Origin of the sequence: Pseudomonas sp. FEMGT703P (assembly GCF_002786345.1) — a bacterium.
Classification (GTDB): Bacteria; Pseudomonadota; Gammaproteobacteria; order Pseudomonadales; family Pseudomonadaceae; genus Aquipseudomonas; species Aquipseudomonas peli.
This window is the reverse complement of the sequence record NZ_PGCM01000010.1, coordinates 19,273-34,556: the sequence shown is the minus strand read 5'-3', so window position 1 is coordinate 34,556 and position 15,284 is coordinate 19,273. Positions and strand designations below refer to the sequence as shown.

At 62.6% G+C, this 15,284-nt stretch carries 13 protein-coding genes; 3 read left to right on the top strand and 10 right to left on the bottom strand.

Going from position 1 to position 15,284, the window contains the following annotated elements; translation table 11 throughout:
* Nucleotides 1–64 precede the first annotated feature (64 nt).
* From rlmD to CUR33_RS13555, 10 genes are all read right to left on the bottom strand, one after another.
* On the bottom strand, nucleotides 65–1,417 hold the full coding sequence (rlmD, locus tag CUR33_RS13600; RefSeq protein ID WP_289239991.1) for a 23S rRNA (uracil(1939)-C(5))-methyltransferase RlmD: 1,353 nt from the start codon (nucleotides 1,415–1,417) through the stop codon (nucleotides 65–67).
* Complete coding sequence (gene cysM, locus CUR33_RS13595) at nucleotides 1,417–2,328, bottom strand: cysteine synthase CysM (protein ID WP_289239990.1); 912 nt, start codon at nucleotides 2,326–2,328, stop codon at nucleotides 1,417–1,419. Before cysM ends, rlmD begins: the two co-directional genes overlap by 1 nt.
* A 94-nt stretch (nucleotides 2,329–2,422) precedes the next feature.
* Nucleotides 2,423–2,761, bottom strand: a complete 339-nt coding sequence (locus tag CUR33_RS13590) for a DUF3325 domain-containing protein (protein WP_289239989.1) — start codon at nucleotides 2,759–2,761, stop codon at nucleotides 2,423–2,425.
* A 1-nt stretch (nucleotide 2,762) separates the two neighbouring features.
* Nucleotides 2,763–4,292 (bottom strand): PepSY-associated TM helix domain-containing protein, encoded by a 1,530-nt coding sequence (locus CUR33_RS13585; protein WP_289239988.1) that lies wholly within the window; start codon nucleotides 4,290–4,292, stop codon nucleotides 2,763–2,765.
* Complete coding sequence (locus tag CUR33_RS13580; protein ID WP_289239987.1) at nucleotides 4,289–4,585, bottom strand: iron transporter; 297 nt, start codon at nucleotides 4,583–4,585, stop codon at nucleotides 4,289–4,291. The genes CUR33_RS13585 and CUR33_RS13580 overlap by 4 nt, the downstream gene beginning before the upstream one ends.
* A complete protein-coding gene (locus CUR33_RS13575) occupies nucleotides 4,578–5,474 on the bottom strand; it encodes an alpha/beta hydrolase (protein WP_289239986.1) in 897 nt (298 codons plus the stop codon). Before CUR33_RS13575 ends, CUR33_RS13580 begins: the two co-directional genes overlap by 8 nt.
* Nucleotides 5,471–6,961, bottom strand: coding sequence for a class I SAM-dependent methyltransferase (locus CUR33_RS13570; RefSeq protein ID WP_289239985.1), 1,491 nt, complete (start codon nucleotides 6,959–6,961; stop codon nucleotides 5,471–5,473). The genes CUR33_RS13575 and CUR33_RS13570 overlap by 4 nt, the downstream gene beginning before the upstream one ends.
* Nucleotides 6,962–7,050: 89 nt before the next feature.
* Complete coding sequence (locus CUR33_RS13565; protein ID WP_289239984.1) at nucleotides 7,051–9,291, bottom strand: TonB-dependent siderophore receptor; 2,241 nt, start codon at nucleotides 9,289–9,291, stop codon at nucleotides 7,051–7,053.
* Nucleotides 9,292–9,427: 136 nt separating this feature from the next.
* A complete protein-coding gene (locus CUR33_RS13560; RefSeq protein WP_289239983.1) occupies nucleotides 9,428–10,768 on the bottom strand; it encodes a sensor histidine kinase in 1,341 nt (446 codons plus the stop codon).
* A gap of 3 nt (nucleotides 10,769–10,771) precedes the next feature.
* Nucleotides 10,772–11,482: a response regulator transcription factor gene (locus CUR33_RS13555; RefSeq protein ID WP_289239982.1), complete on the bottom strand. Its 711-nt coding sequence runs from the start codon at nucleotides 11,480–11,482 to the stop codon at nucleotides 10,772–10,774.
* Between the two features lie 117 nt (nucleotides 11,483–11,599).
* On the opposite strand from CUR33_RS13555, the gene CUR33_RS13550 reads away from it, so the two are divergent.
* The 3 genes from CUR33_RS13550 to CUR33_RS13540 all read left to right on the top strand — a co-directional run bounded on the left by CUR33_RS13550 (nucleotide 11,600) and on the right by CUR33_RS13540 (nucleotide 15,255).
* A complete protein-coding gene (locus CUR33_RS13550) occupies nucleotides 11,600–14,350 on the top strand; it encodes an ATP-binding protein (RefSeq protein WP_289239981.1) in 2,751 nt (916 codons plus the stop codon).
* Between the two features lie 63 nt (nucleotides 14,351–14,413).
* Complete coding sequence (locus tag CUR33_RS13545) at nucleotides 14,414–14,854, top strand: hypothetical protein (protein WP_160087615.1); 441 nt, start codon at nucleotides 14,414–14,416, stop codon at nucleotides 14,852–14,854.
* Nucleotides 14,851–15,255: an META domain-containing protein gene (locus CUR33_RS13540; protein WP_289239980.1), complete on the top strand. Its 405-nt coding sequence runs from the start codon at nucleotides 14,851–14,853 to the stop codon at nucleotides 15,253–15,255. Before CUR33_RS13545 ends, CUR33_RS13540 begins: the two co-directional genes overlap by 4 nt.
* The last annotated feature ends 29 nt before the right edge of the window (nucleotides 15,256–15,284 follow it).

Genomic DNA, 15,284 nt, shown 5'->3' with positions numbered 1-15,284 from the left:
CGGTTTAACCACTTAAGGCGCACTCCCTGCGCGCCCCTGCAGCGCCGGGATACGGCGCTTCTATCTACTGCCTGACAAACAGCGCCATCGCTTCGACGTGCGCGGTTTGCGGAAACATATCGAGGATACCGGCACGTTCCAGCCGATAGCCTTGCGCCAGTAACTCGGCGCTGTCACGGGCCAGGGTCGTCGGGTTGCACGACACATACAGCACCCGTTTGACGCCCAACGCCGTCATTTGCTTGACCACCTGCAACGCGCCATCCCGCGGCGGGTCCAACAGCACCGCGGCGAAACCGCCCTGCGCCCAGCTCGCATCGACCAGCGGGTTGGACAGGTCGGCCTGGAAAAAGTGCGCATTGCCCAGACCATTGCTCACGGCATTCTCGGCGGCGCGCTCGACCATGGTTTGCACGCCCTCCACCGCCACCAGTTCACCCACTCGCTGAGCCAATGGCAAGGCGAAATTGCCCAGACCGCAGAACAGATCCAGTACCCGCTCATCGGCCTGCGGCGCCAGCCAATCCAGCGCCTGCGCGACCATGGCGTCATTCACCGGCTGGTTGACCTGCACAAAGTCACCGGGCCGATACGCCAGGTCGAGAGCAAACGCATCCAAGCGATAACTCAGCTGCTGCGCTGGATCAAACGGCTGCGGCTCGTCCGTACCGTGTAACCAGAGCTGCGCATTCTGCGCCATGCAGAACGCCTGCAAACGGGCCAGGTCCGCTTCGCTCAATACAGCGGTATGCCTTATCAGCACAGCACTGGAGCTGCCGCTGAACAACTCGACATGACCAATGGCCTGAGGTTTATCCAACTCACGCAGCACCTGGGGTAACGCACGCAGGATCGGCTGCAAAGGTTGTACCAGCACCGGGCAATCGTTGATGGCGATGATGTCCTGGCTCGCCGCTGCGCGAAAACCCACATCCAGGCGCTTGGCCTTGTTGTCCCAGCGCACGGCGATCCGTGCGCGGCGGCGATAGCCCAGCTCAGGGCCGACCAATGGCGCAGCCCACTCTTGCGGCTCAAGATTGGCCAAGCGGCTGAGTTGCTCGGCGAGCATGCGCTGTTTCAGGGCAAGCTGATCGGCATGGGGCATATGTTGCAGGCTGCAGCCGCCACAGACCTTGGCATGCACGCAAGCCTCGCTACGCCGCTCAGCACTGGCGGTGAGAATGCGCTCAACCCGCGCCTCGACTACCTTGCCGTGGGCACCGAGCACTCGCGCTTCAATCTGCTCGCTGGCCAGTGCGCCGCTGACAAACCAGGTACGCCCTTCGCTGAAAGCGATACCCCGGCCGTCGTTGGCCAGGCGCTCGATGGTGAGCTTCTGCTTCTTGCCCACCGGCACCTGGGTTGCGCGGGAACCACCGCTGGGTTGAAAGCGCAGACCGCCGTCTTTCTTGGCCATCAGTTGCTTTTGCCATCAGTGCTCGGAGCGTCGTAAACGCCGCTGGACAGGTAACGGTCGCCACGGTCGCAGATGATCGCCACCATCACCGCGTTCTCGACTTCCTGGGACAGACGCAGCATCGCCGCCACCGAACCACCGGACGACACGCCGCAGAAGATGCCTTCTTCACGCGCCAGACGACGCATCACGTCTTCGGCTTCTTGCTGGCCCATATCGATAATGCGATCAACCCGCTCGGCCTGATAAATCTTCGGTAGATACTCTTGCGGCCAGCGGCGGATACCAGGAATCGCCGCGCCTTCCATCGGCTGCAGACCGACGATCTGCACCTCGGGCTTCTGCTCTTTCAGGAAACGCGAGACGCCCATGATGGTGCCGGTGGTGCCCATCGAACTGACGAAATGGGTGATCTGCCCGCCCGTCTGCTGCCAGATTTCCGGGCCGGTGCTGGTGTAGTGGGCAATCGGGTTGTCGCCGTTGGCGAACTGATCGAGCACCTTACCTTTACCGTCAGCCTGCATCTGCAGGGCCAGGTCGCGGGCTTCTTCCATACCGCCGACCAGAATCAGCTGCGCGCCGTAGGCAGTCATCGCCGCCTTGCGTTCGGCGGTGGAGTTGTCCGGCATGATCAGCACCATGCGGTAACCCTTGATCGCCGCGGCCATGGCCAGGGCGATGCCGGTATTGCCGCTGGTGGCCTCAATCAACACATCACCGGGCTGGATGTCGCCGCGCTGCTCGGCGCGAGTGATCATCGACAACGCCGGACGATCCTTTACCGAACCGGCCGGATTGTTACCTTCCAGCTTCAACAGCAAGGTGTTGCTGGTGTTGCCCGGCAGGCGCTGCAGGCGCACCAGTGGGGTGTTGCCGACGCAATCGGCGATGGTTGGGTAATGCGGGCTCATGGCGAACGAGATGATCCAGAAGCAAAGAAGGCCGCCATGATAACGGCAAACTGCGCTCGGCCATATCAGCGAACACCACTACACGGCAGCAAAATTACCCCACCAAGGCGTACAGCAACAGCCAGCACGGCAGCCCCAACACCGGACCGTACACCGCCAGGCGCGGTGCATAGGGCAACAGCAGGGCCAGGGCAAAGCCGCTCAGCGACAGCATGCCGAACCAGCCCACCGGGCCCATCGCCCAACCCCAGGCTTGCGCGCAACCCCACAGGCTGGCCACCAGCAGCAACCAGCCACTGCCACGCAGAACGCGGCGTTGCAGCAACGTCGGCGCCCTGCCCCAAACCTGTTTGTAGTGCCGTTCAAGGCCCTGACACAGCGCCAGCATGCTGCTGTAGGCCAGCAACAGACTGCCCAAGAATGCGGTCATCATCTCAATTCACCTGCGCCCGTACGTGCCGCACCCGCCGCTCGCTGTGTTGCACCTGTGGCTGACGCAAGCGCCAGACACTCCAGGCCAGCAGCAGGCCCAGCGCCACCACCGTCACCTCCAGCCACAGGCGCATGCTGTCGCCCCAGGCCTGGCCGTCACTGATTACACTGAGCAGCGGTAAGCCCAGGCACAGCACCGCAGCCAGGCTCAGCTGCTCACGCCAGGCCTGCAGGCGCGGGCGCAGCCAGGCGTGCAGCAAGCTCAGCAGCCAGATTGCAAAGAAGCCGCGTACTTCCCAACCGGCACGCTGGGCCAGCTCCTGCGGCAGCAGGCGGTTGAGCCAGAGCAAACCGATACAGGCCACAGCCAGGCCGCTGATCACAGCCACATTGAGGCTTTCCACCAGGCGATAGAGCTGTTGCCCCGAGCGGCTTTCACTGGCGTATTTACGCCGTCGCTTCACCGTAAACAGTACCAGCCCGGTGGCGATCATGGCGCTGCTGAGCACGCCGCAGACGAAGTACAACCAGCGCATCGGGTAACCGCCGAACTGCGCAAAGTGCAGGCCAAACATCACCCGTTGCGCCAGCACACTGGGGCGCAGCTCCGGCGGCCCGGCCAGCAGCTCACCGGTAACCCCATCGAAGACCATGTTGTGGCCTTTGGTCAGGGCAATACGGTTACCCAGCACCCGGCGCATTTCGATATGCGCATCACTGCGGCCGGGGTGCTCGATCACCACACCGCTCAGCGGCCCCATGCGCGCTTCGGCCTGGGCCAATAGCGGGGCCAGCGGCGTCAGCGGCGCTGGCTGAGTTGGCGCCTGACGCGGCTCCGCCATGACCTCGATGTGTTCGCGGTAGAACGCTTCAAAATCCCCTTTATAGAGGCTGTCCAGCGCTGCCGGCATATAGATCAGGGCAAAGATCGACAGGCCGGTATAGGTAATCATCAGATGAAACGGTAACAGCAACACTGCACTGGCATTGTGTGCATCCAGCCAGGAGCGCTGGCCCTTGTTCGGGCGGAAAGTGAAGAACTCCTTGAAGAACTTCTTGTGAATGATGATGCCGCTGATCAGCGCCACCAGCATCACCATCGCCGCCAACCCGACAATCCAGATACCCGGGTTGCGTGGCATGCTGAGGCTGTAGTGAAAACGAAAGAAAAATGTACCGCCGGCCGTGTCGCGCACCACCAAGGGCTCACCGGTGAGTGGGTCCAAGTACGTGCTGATGCCTGAGCGTCGGTCGCCCACCGTCACCCGCAAGGCAGGCATGCGCTCGCTGGGCAGGCTGATGTTCCAGGCGCTGGCATTGGCATGCTGGCGTTGCAGATAGGCCACGGCATGCTCGACAGCCTGAGCGTTGCTGACCGACGCCTGCTTGATCTCCGGCTGCATCCAGTGATCGATCTCCTGGTCGAACACCGCCAGGCTGCCGGTGAGAAAAATGGCGAACAAGAGCCAGCCGAACAGCAGGCCACCCCAGGTGTGCAGCCAGGCCATGGATTGAGTCAGGGTCTGTTTCATGCGAGGCGCTCCAGCAGGTGTGGCCAGAAGCCGATCAGCGCCAGCGGCGCAGCGGCCGGCACAACCACCCAGGCGCGCCAGACGCTGCGCGCGGCAAACGCCCAGAGAATCGCCATGGTGTAGACGGTGAATGACAGCAAGCTGGCGATCAGCAGCGCATCCACCCGGTCCAGCGGCAACAGCTGCGCCAGGGCGGCGGTCAATGCGTAGGTGAACACATAGCCACCCAGTAGCCCGGCCAACACCCGTGAACAGATCGGCCACGCCTGCGTTGTTTCTCCGGCCTTACTCATTGCTTCCCTCCTGCGCCAAGCCGGCCGCCATCCGCAGTGCCGGCCGCAGGGACGCGGCCAACATCGGCCCATGGCCCAAGCCGGCAAATTCCTGATATGTCACCTGCATGTCCGGCCAGCGCCCCAGGCGTTCGGCCATCTGCCGCGCGGCATCAACCGGAACCGCAGCCATGGCCTTGCGCCGCGGCTCCAGCACTGACAGATCGACTCCGGATCGGGCGTTGCCAGGCAGGCCTTCATCACTGCCGCGCACGATCAACAGCTGGGCAGTGGCCCCGGCAAAGCCGCGTTCGGTCTCCAGCACCAGCCCGGATTGCCACCACAGCGACGGGCTGGCTGCGATATAGCGGCTAAAGCTCGCGGGCTGAGTGAGCAGGGTGTTGAGCACGAACAGCCCGCCGAACGAATGCCCCCAGAGCGCCTGTTGCGCCGGATCAATCGGTTGCTGCGCGGCCACCTGCGGCTTGATGCGCTGCTCTAGCAACGCCAGAAAGGCCGCGGCACCGCCACCCTGCACGCCATTGAAGGCCTGCATCGGCTGACCATCGCGACGTGCCGGAGTGAAATCGAGGGTGCGCGCCGGCACATTGAAGGGCCGCTCACCGGCATGCCCGATAAACACCAGCAGCGGCGGCGTCCCCGCCTTCAGTTCGTCCAGCCATTGCGCCTTCAGCGCCGCCAGCGCGGCATGACCATCAAGCAGATAAAGCACTGGGAAACCGCTAGCCGGCGCTGCACGCGTCGGTACCAGCAGCTGCACTTGATAGCTGCGCTGGGCATCTGCCGACTGCACCTGAAACGGCTCAAGCCGATGGTAACCGGGATAGTCAGCTGCGCTCGTCACGTTCAGCCAGGACAGACAGAACAACCACAAACAGCAGCGCTTCATGGCACTACCCCCAGCACTTGCCAACAGGGCAAGGTGTGTTGCTCGAAGCGCTGCACGCGCTCGGCGGCCTGTTCCACCATTACGCCGTGGCGGCGTAGCAGGGCCTGAATGGTTTCACTCAGTAAAACGCCACGTAACTGCGGGTGCTCCAACAGCACGCGGGCGGCGGCCATTTCAAGCTTATCTGCCGGTACGCTCGCGCCCAGGCTAGGTGCCGCCAGGTGCGCGTAGCCCTCACCTTGCAAGGCCCCTTCGGCCAACAGACGGTTGAGTGCCTGGCAGCGGGTGACATCCACCGGCGCGTGCAGCAACGGATGGGCATAGCCCGCCCAGGTCAACAGCTGCAAGGCACCGCTGAGCTGGCCAACCTGCGCCACCAGGGCGGGGCGCCGCGCCAGCTCGGCAAAACTTTGCGGCCCCTCGCCAAGGGCCTGCAGCAGCGGCTGATACAACTCGGCAGCGCCCTGCAACGAACCGATTCGCGTTGAAAATTCCACCGGCCCCGGTGCCGGCGCAGCGGGCAACAGTGCCCAGCAGCTGTCCAACAAGGCGTGCTGATGCGCCATGGCCGACAGGGCCTGATCGCCGCGTTGGTACAGGTCACTGCGCTGGGCCTGGTTGCGTGCCAGGTCCTTGGCGGTTTCCCGCAGCAGCGGGTCAGTCAGGCCCTGAATCGCGGCCAGGCAGTTACCGGGCAACGACACTGCATCGATGTTTTCCAGTGGAATGGCGCTGCCGATCAGTTGACAGCCAAGGCTGGCAAACTCTGCCATGACGTCGGCCACCGGCAACGGCTGCCAGTGCTCACACAGCAGCTCATGGGCCAGATAGTCCAACCCCTGCTCGGCACTGCGCGCCAGCAGCCGGGCCATCTCAGGCTGCTCGACAAAATAGCCGGCGCCGCCTTGTTGCAAGGCCTGCAATGCATCCAGAGCTGCCCGCACGCGCTGCGGCGCTGAACCTTCGCTGTGTTGTGCGTGCTGCCAGATAAACCGCTGAGCCGCTGCCAACGGCGCCATGCCGGGCTGACACATATAACCCAGGCACAGCAGCCCATTGGCTTTGAGGCGCTGCTCGACAAAGCCACGGATGGCCGCGCGCTGTGCGGGCGCTACCCAGCTGTACACCCCATGGGCCACGATAAAGTCGTAACCCTCACCCGGTTGCGCGAGCAGCTCGGTGAAATCGGCTTGCACAAACTCGATGTTGCTCAACTGCGCAGCCGCGGCCAGTCGACGGCCATGGGCGATATGTTGGGGGTTGAAATCCACCGCCACGAACTGCCCCTCGGGATTGCTGGCGGCCAGCAACAGGCTATTCAGGCCTTGCCCACAACCCAGTTCGCAATAGCGAAACCCCGACAACAGGCTGCTTGCGCGTTGCCCGAGGGCCGTCTGCAGCGCCACCAGCCAACTCGGTGCCAACTGCGGCTGCACATGATGGGGATAGGGCAACTCGGCCAGATACCCCTGATTCCACACTTGCATTAAGCGTTTTCCTGCACTGAAAAGGCTCCGCCAGGACACGCCTGACGGAGCCGAAACCCGCCGTAGCGACGGGTAAGGAGCACGATGACCTAGAAGGATGCGGTGACCGAGGCGAAGTAGGCACGCCCGGCTTCGTTGTAGGTGTTGGCCCCGGCTTCGGTGGCGTTGCCTTCGCGGTAGATGCGCTTGTCGAACAGGTTGTTGATCCCCATGCGCACGCTGTACTGCTCATTGAAAGCATAGCCGGCGCTGACGCCCATCAGGCCGTAAGGATCGATGTCCTTCTGTGCCTGGCTGTCGATCGCCACGTTGCGCCGAGCGTTGTAGCTCGGGGACTCCTGGGTGCCGTAGTAGGTGCCGCTGACCTGCAGCGACAGCTTCTCGGTGGCAGCCCAGTCCAGACTGGTGTTGACGGTGTACTCGGGGATGATGCTCAGCGGCTCGCCGCTGTCCTTGTCCTTGGACTCGATCATGTAGGTGAAGTTGGTGTTCCACTCCAGCGTCGGGCTGAGGGTGACGAACAGGTTGCCTTCAACCCCTTCGACGACGGCTTTACCGGAGTTTTCCCAGTTCTGCACACGACGACCGTTCGCCAAGCGGAACTCCGCCGTGTTGCTGGAAACGATCTTGTTCTTGTAGTCATTGCGGAAGTAGGTCGCACTGGTGCGCCAGGTCCCCTTATCCAGAGCCAGACCGATTTCCTTGTTGATGCTGGTTTCCGGCTCCAGATCCGGATTACCGATCAGGTAGCAGCCGCCAGTGTTGTTTTCTGCCGCGTTACAGCCAAAACCCATGCTATAGAGCAGGTAGTTGGGGTTGGACTGATACAGGTTGGGGGTCTTGTAGGCCCGGGCGATACCGCCTTTAAGGGTCAGCTCATCGGTCAGTTCATGGGAGGCATTCAGGCTCGGACTCCAGTTGCCGCCAAACTCTTCATGGTCGTCATAGCGCAACCCAGGGGTAACGATGGTGCGATCACCCACTTCGATATTGTCCTCGGCAAACAGGGCAAAGCTGTGCGCGGTGGTCTTGGTCTGACTGCGGTCAAAACCAGGAACCGCCGGCACACCGCCGACACCCGGGTCCCAGGTTTGCGCGCGCATGGAGCCTGGGTCATTCAGACTTTCATAGAGGTATTCGCCGCCCAAGGTCAGCACCTGCGGCGCACCGACTTCCAGCGGCAAATTGACTTCGGCATTGGCGCGGGTGTTGCGCAGGCGCGACATGAACACTCCGGCACCTTCCGCCGGCGCACCCTCACCGCCCCCGGCTAGGCCTTCATTGAGGCGCTCGTTACGGGTGTAATCATAAGCCAGCGAGGCGGTGGAGCTGCCCCAGTCGTAGCTGCCGTTATGGGTTAGCGCGTAGCTGCTGCGCTGGATGATGTTGGTTTCCTTGCCATACAGCTGGTTCACGAACGCGCCACCACCGTTAAGCATGGTGTCGCCGGCGTAGATGTTGCCCTGACGGCTGTAGGTGGCTTCCAGATCCAGGCTGTGATCGGGGTTCAGCTGCCAGCTGAGCAGGCCACTGATGTCCTTGTTGCGCACGCCTTCACGACCCGCCACCAGAGTATCGGCACCCACCTGATGTTCACCGTTGATATCAGCATCATCGGCATTGGCCTTATTGGCACCGCCATACAGGCGGAAGGCCAGACTGTCGTTCAGCGCACCGCTGAGGTTGAAGTTGGCACGCTGACCGGCCCCTTCGGCGTCATCTTCCGGCTGGATCGCGTACAGGGTGACCGAACCACGCAACTCTTCAGTCGGCCGCTTGGTGATGATATTCACCACCCCGCCCATGGCACCCGAGCCATAGCGTGCGGCGGCCGGGCCGCGGAGGATTTCGATGCGTTCGACTTCCTCAGCCGGCACCCAGTTGGTTTCGCCACGGGTGTCACGGTCACCGGTCCAACCGTAACGCACGGCGTTACGCGAGCTGGAGGGACGGCCATCGATAAGAATCAGGGTGTTTTCCGGGCCCATGCCGCGCAGGTCGATCTGGCGATTGTTGCCACGGCTGCCACTGGTGCTGTTACCAGTCAGATTGACCCCCGGTTCGCGGCGGATCACATCGGAGAGGTCATTGGCCGGCGGACGCTTCTTGATGTCCTCGGCGGTAATAATCGATACGCCCGGCGCCTGCTTGAGCTCCTGCTTGGCGGTGACCACAGCATCCTTGAGCTTGATCGCATCGGTGGGTTCGGCGACTGCACTCAGGGCATCGAACTCGGCATCCACCACGTCGGCGGCAAACAGCGTGCAGGGGGAAAGACTGGCCGCAACGATGGCCAATGACAGATGACTGAGCTTGAATCGCGACTGCATGAACACCCTCTCCTGTGGCGAATGGTCCGCGTCCAGGCTCAAAGGCAGGCAGTCACAAGCTACGCCAGCCCGACCGGCACGCGGGAACGGCGCAGATGCTACTCATTCTTATTTGTGAGTAAAGTTCATTTACAATCTATACACTTTTCAGCCGGAAATTCAGGCGCAAACCTTCACCCGTGTTTTCGGCCCACATCGCCCCGCCCTGCATCTGCATGGCGCTGCGGGCAATCGCCAGGCCCAGGCCAAAACCATCACCGCCGGGGCGAGCCGCTGACAAACGAATAAACGGCAGGAACATCTGCTCCAGCTGCGTAGCCGCCACGCCACCACCCTGATCCTCCAGCCAGAACAGCCAATCGCCCTGCTCCAAGCGCCCATCCAGGCTGATCATTGCGCCAGGGGGGGAATGCCGAATGGCATTGCGCAAACCGTTTTCCAGCGCCTGCGCTAGGCCATTGAGGTGCCCGCGCACGCAGCAGTGCTCAGGTAACAGGCAACGCAGCTGGGCCTGCGGCCAGCCACTTTCAAAACAGGCATCATCGGCCAGCAATGCCCACAGCGAAGGCAGGCTGATCGGCTCCAACTCAGGCTGCGGACGTTCCGTACCCAGCCAGATTAACTCCAGGGTGTCATCCACCAGGCACTGCATGCCGTTGACCTCTCGCTCGAGGCGCTGACGCAGCTGTGCGGCATCCAGGCCACTCTCACAGGCCACCCGCAAACGGCTCAAGGGTGTACGCAGCTCATGGGAAAGATCGCGCAGTAGCTGACGCTGCAAGCTGAGCATGCCCTGCAGGCGCTCGGCCATATGGTCGAAGGCGCGGCCAAGCTCGCCCAGTTCATCCTGACGGGTACTGATCTGACTAGCCGTGCGCACACTCAGTTGCTCATCACGCAGGGCGTTGGCCTGCTCACGCAGGTGCTGCAACGGGGTAATCAGCAAGCGATACAGCAAGGCACAGAGCAGCAGCGCCAGCCCGCAGGGCAGCAGGCCGTGCACCAGCAACTGGGCGTGCCAGGTAAAACCCTGTGGCAGAAAACGCTCCGGCAACTCGATCACCAATTGGCCATCCTGTGGCTGCTGCGGAAACGGCAAGGCAATGACCGGCAGGCCACTGGCGCGCTTACTCATCGGCCAGTCGATATGGCGCATGGCCGTAAGCCGCTCGGTTTCTGCCAGGCTCAACGTCCGCGTGCCGAGGGCGCGCAAATCGCGACCAAGCACCGCCAGCCAGACTGACTCGCGCTGCTGCATCTGCATCTGCCAGCGCTCGATGCCTTCGGCACCAGCACTGCGCCAGACCTGCTCTGCCTCAGCGGCATAGCCAAGCAGTTGCTGCTGCGCCGCTTCACTGAGCAGATAGCCGCGAAACTCGATACGCCCGCCCCAGGACCAGCTAACCCAGATGATCAGCAGGCAGAAAGCCATGACCAGCAAAGCCAGCCGCCAGAACAACGAGTGACGTCCCGGCATGGCTCAAACGCCCTCGCGGGTAAACAGATAACCTTTGCCCCACACGGTTTCCAAGCGCCCGGCGCTGTAGCCAAGGGCCAGCAACTTGCGCCGGATATGGCTGATATGCATGTCCAGGCTGCGGTCGTGCCGTGAATAGGCGCGGCGCAGCACCTGCTGGTAGAGAAAGGCCTTGGTCATCAAGCCTTCCGGATGGCGCACAAACAGCTCAAGCAGGCGAAACTCAGTCTGGGTTAGATCAGCCCATTGCCCGCGCAGGCACACATCCGTGCGCGAATCGTCAAACTGCAACTGCGGATCCACCCCCGGCGCAGTAAATTCACGCCGCTCATACGCCACCCGACGCAGCACCGCCTCGATGCGCACTTTCAGTTCATCCATGCTGAAGGGCTTGGGTAGGTAGTCATCCGCGCCCTGGCTGAAACCGGCAATCCGGTCCTGTTCGCCACCCAATGCAGACATCAGAATGACCGGCACGCCGCGCTGCTCACGCAGGTTCTGCAATACCTGCAAGCCGCTGATGCCAGGCAGCAGGATGTCCATCAAGACCAAATCGAAGTCACCCTCGACTGCCAGTCGCAGCCCTTCACTGCCATCGCGACTGAGGGTGACGCCGTAACCGCTGTCCTGCAGATGCTGCTGCAAATGGCTGGCCAGTAGCGGGTCATCTTCAACCGCAAGAATCCGCGCGGCTGGACGGGTACAAGTGAGCACGAATAATCCACCAACTCAAATGAGAATAATTCTACCTACTAACCACGCCGCACTCACCTACAGATTCTCGCCGGCTGAATCGCTACACTGCCAAAACATCACCCAAGGAGGCAGCGCGTGTTAAAGGATTTAGGCATTAAAGGTCGTGTGCTAATGCTCACCCTGTTGCCCACCAGCCTATTGGCGCTGGTGTTGGGCGGCTATTTCACCTGGGTGCAATTGTCTGGCCTGCAGGGACAACTGCTGCAGCGCGGGCAGATGATCATCGAGCAGCTCGCGCCATTAGCCGCACCAGCGCTGCATGCCGGCGACAGCGAGGTGCTGCAGCGCATTGCCAACCAAGCACTCGATCAACCGGATGTGCGTGCCGTGAGTTTTCTCGCCGCCGAGCGCAACACCCTGGCTCATGCTGGGCCGAGCATGCTTAATCCCTCGCCGGCAGCTGGCGAGCCGCAACCCGCGCAGAACAGCAATCAGAACGCCACGCGCTTTCTGTTGCCGGTGTATCAGCAGCACCTGAGCATCACCGGCAAAACTACAGGGGAGCCTGACACCCGGCTGCTCGGCTGGGTCGAGCTGGAGCTGTCCCACCACAGCACCCTGCTCAGCGGCTACCGCAGCCTGCTGGCCAGCCTGCTGCTGATTGCCACCGGGCTGATGGTCACCGCCCTGCTCGCCGTGCGCATGAGCCGCACGATCAACGACCCGCTGCGGCAGATCAAACAGAGCGTCGCCCAGCTCAAAGACGGCCACCTGGAAACCCGCCTGCCGCCACTCGGCAGCCATGAGCTGGACGAACTGGCCTCGGGCATCAATCGCATGGCCGAGTCGCTGCAGAACGCCCAGGAAGAACTTCAACACAGCGTCGACCAGGCCACCGAAGACGTACGGCAGAACCTGGAGACCATCGAAATCCAGAACATCGAACTCGACCTGGCGCGCAAAGAGGCCCTGGAGGCCAGTCGAATCAAGTCCGAATTCCTCGCCAATATGAGCCACGAGATCCGCACCCCGCTCAACGGCATCCTCGGCTTCACCAACCTGCTGCAGAAAAGCGAACTGACGCCGCGCCAGCAGGATTACCTGGGCACCATCGAAAAATCCGCCGACAGCCTGCTGGCGATCATCAACGAGATTCTCGATTTCTCGAAGATCGAGGCCGGCAAGCTGGTACTGGAAAATATCCCGTTCAACCTACGCGATCTGCTGCAGGACACCCTGACCATCCTCGCCCCGGCCGCCCACGCCAAACAGCTGGAGCTGCTCAGCCTGGTCTACCGCGACACGCCGCTGTCGCTGATCGGCGACCCGCTGCGGCTCAAGCAGGTGCTAACCAACCTGGTGAGCAACGCGATCAAGTTCACTCGTGCGGGCACCATCGTGATTCGCGCCATGCTTGAAGATGAAAGCGCCGACCGCGCGCAGCTGCGCATCAGCGTGCAGGACACCGGCATTGGCCTATCTGATGACGACCTGCGCGAGCTGTTCCAGGCCTTCAGCCAAGCCGACAACTCGCTCAGCCGCCAGGCCGGCGGCACCGGGCTGGGCCTGGTGATTTCCAAGCGCCTGATCGAACAGATGGGCGGCGAAATCGGCGTCGACAGCACCCCCGAGGAAGGCTCGGAATTCTGGATCACCCTGAGCCTGCCCAAGGCCCGTGACGACGCCGAAGACCTGCCGCGGCCACCGCTGCTCGGCCGCCGCGCGGCCGCCCTGGAACACCACGACCTGGCACGCCAGGCGCTGCAACATCAACTGGAAGACTGCGGCCTGCAAGTCAGCGGCTTCGACAACCTCGACAGCCTGCTCAGCGCCGTGGCCGAGGCGCGACATAGTGCCCAGCCAATTGAACTGGCGGTACTCGGCGTGAGTACCCAGACCTTACCGCCGGAGCGCCTCGATCAACGCATCTGGGAGCTCGAACGCCTGGCCTGCAAAACCCTGCTGCTGTGCCCCACCACCGAACAGTCGCTCTATCACAGCCTGTTGCCGGATGCTTACAGCCAGCTGCAGGCCAAGCCGGCCTGTACGCGCAAGCTGCAGCGCGGCCTGGCTGAGCTGGTGAGCCCACGACAGAACCGTACAGAAAACAAGCAGAGCGCCCCGAGCCGCCCGCCGCTGATTCTCTGCGTTGACGACAACCCAGCCAACCTGCTGCTGGTGCAAACCCTGCTGGACGACATGGGCGCGCAAGTCAGCATCGCCAACAGCGGCTATGAGGCCGTGGAGAAAGCTGCCGAACAGCCATTCGACCTGATCTTTATGGATGTGCAGATGCCCGGCATGGACGGCCGCCAGGCCACCGAAGCCATTCGCCAACAGGAAAGCCAACGCAGCCGGAGTCCGGTGCCGATTGTTGCACTGACCGCCCACGCCCTCGCCAACGAGAAACGCGCCCTGCTGCAAAGCGGCCTGGACGACTACCTGACCAAGCCGATCAGCGAGCGTCAACTGGCCCAGGTGGTACTCAAATGGACCGGCCTGGCCCTGCGCAACCAGAGCAATGAGCACACCGGCATCAGCACCACGCATAACAACCTCAGCGTGTTGGATGCCGATGAAGGCCTGCGCCTGGCTGCCGGTAAGGCGGACCTTGCCGCCGATATGCTGAGCATGCTGCTCGCCGGCCTGCCCGGTGACCGCCAGGCCATTCGTCAGGCGCGCGACAGTGGCGAGCGCAACAGCCTGATCGAACGCGTACACCGCCTGCACGGCGCTACCCGTTACTGCGGCGTACCGCAGCTACGTGCCGCCTGCCAGCGCAGCGAAACCCTGCTGAAACAAAATGATCCGGCCGCCCAGCACGCCCTGGATGAGCTGGATGCCGCCATCGACCGGCTGGCCCGCGAAGCTGAAGTCAACGCCTGAAGCAGCAGGCCAACGCAGCCAATAGCGGCTGCGTGGTAGCATTTGCGCCTATTTGGAGGCTCCATGGCTGAACACGATTTTCGCTACAACCTGCTCAACCCCGAACATACCCTGATTGAATGCCGTGCTTTGGCACCTGGCCGTTACCAGGTCACCGGTAATGGCGGCTCGATCCAGAGCGGCGACACCTTGCTGGTGACCCTCAAAGGTAGCCGCGAATTATCGATGCGCCTGCAGGCCGACAAGGTTCGTCATTTGATCAACCCGCGTGGCCAGTGGGTGGCGGTGGCCACTGGCCCGGCCTTCAAGGAGTTGGCGATCTTCAATTGGCAGGCCAACTGCGACAGCTGCAATGCTCAGCTGGACTTCGAGTTCGCCGTCGACGCCGCCCTCGGCAAAAAGGCCCAGGCACCTGCCGCCGAAGCGCGCATCAAGGAACTGGGCTGGCAGTCGAAAAATGCCAAGCACCTGTGCCCGAAATGCATCAACAAGGAGGCGATATGAAACGCGTACTCACTATCAGCCTGCTGGCTGCCGGCCTCGTGGGCTGCGCCACATCCGCACCGCAGCTGGAAACCGAGCACAGCTACCAGGTGGAATGGATCGGCGAGCGTCCACTGATCGACCGCAGCCACCTGACCATCACCCTCGGCGACGACGGCCGCGCCTATGGCAACGCCGGCTGCAACCACTGGTTTGCCAGCTACACCCTGGAGGGAGACAAGCTGAGCTTCAGCGCCCCCGGCAGCACCCGCAAGATGTGCGCACCATCCTTGATGGAGCAGGAAGCGCGCTTTCTCGCTAGCCTGAGCACGGTAGAGCGCTGGGATTTCTCCGCCATCGAGCAGCTGCGACTGTGGCCCGCCGAAGGCAAGCCATTGCGCCTATGGCCTGAGAGCAAATAAGAGCCCGCCTCGGATCAGCTGCGCGCAGG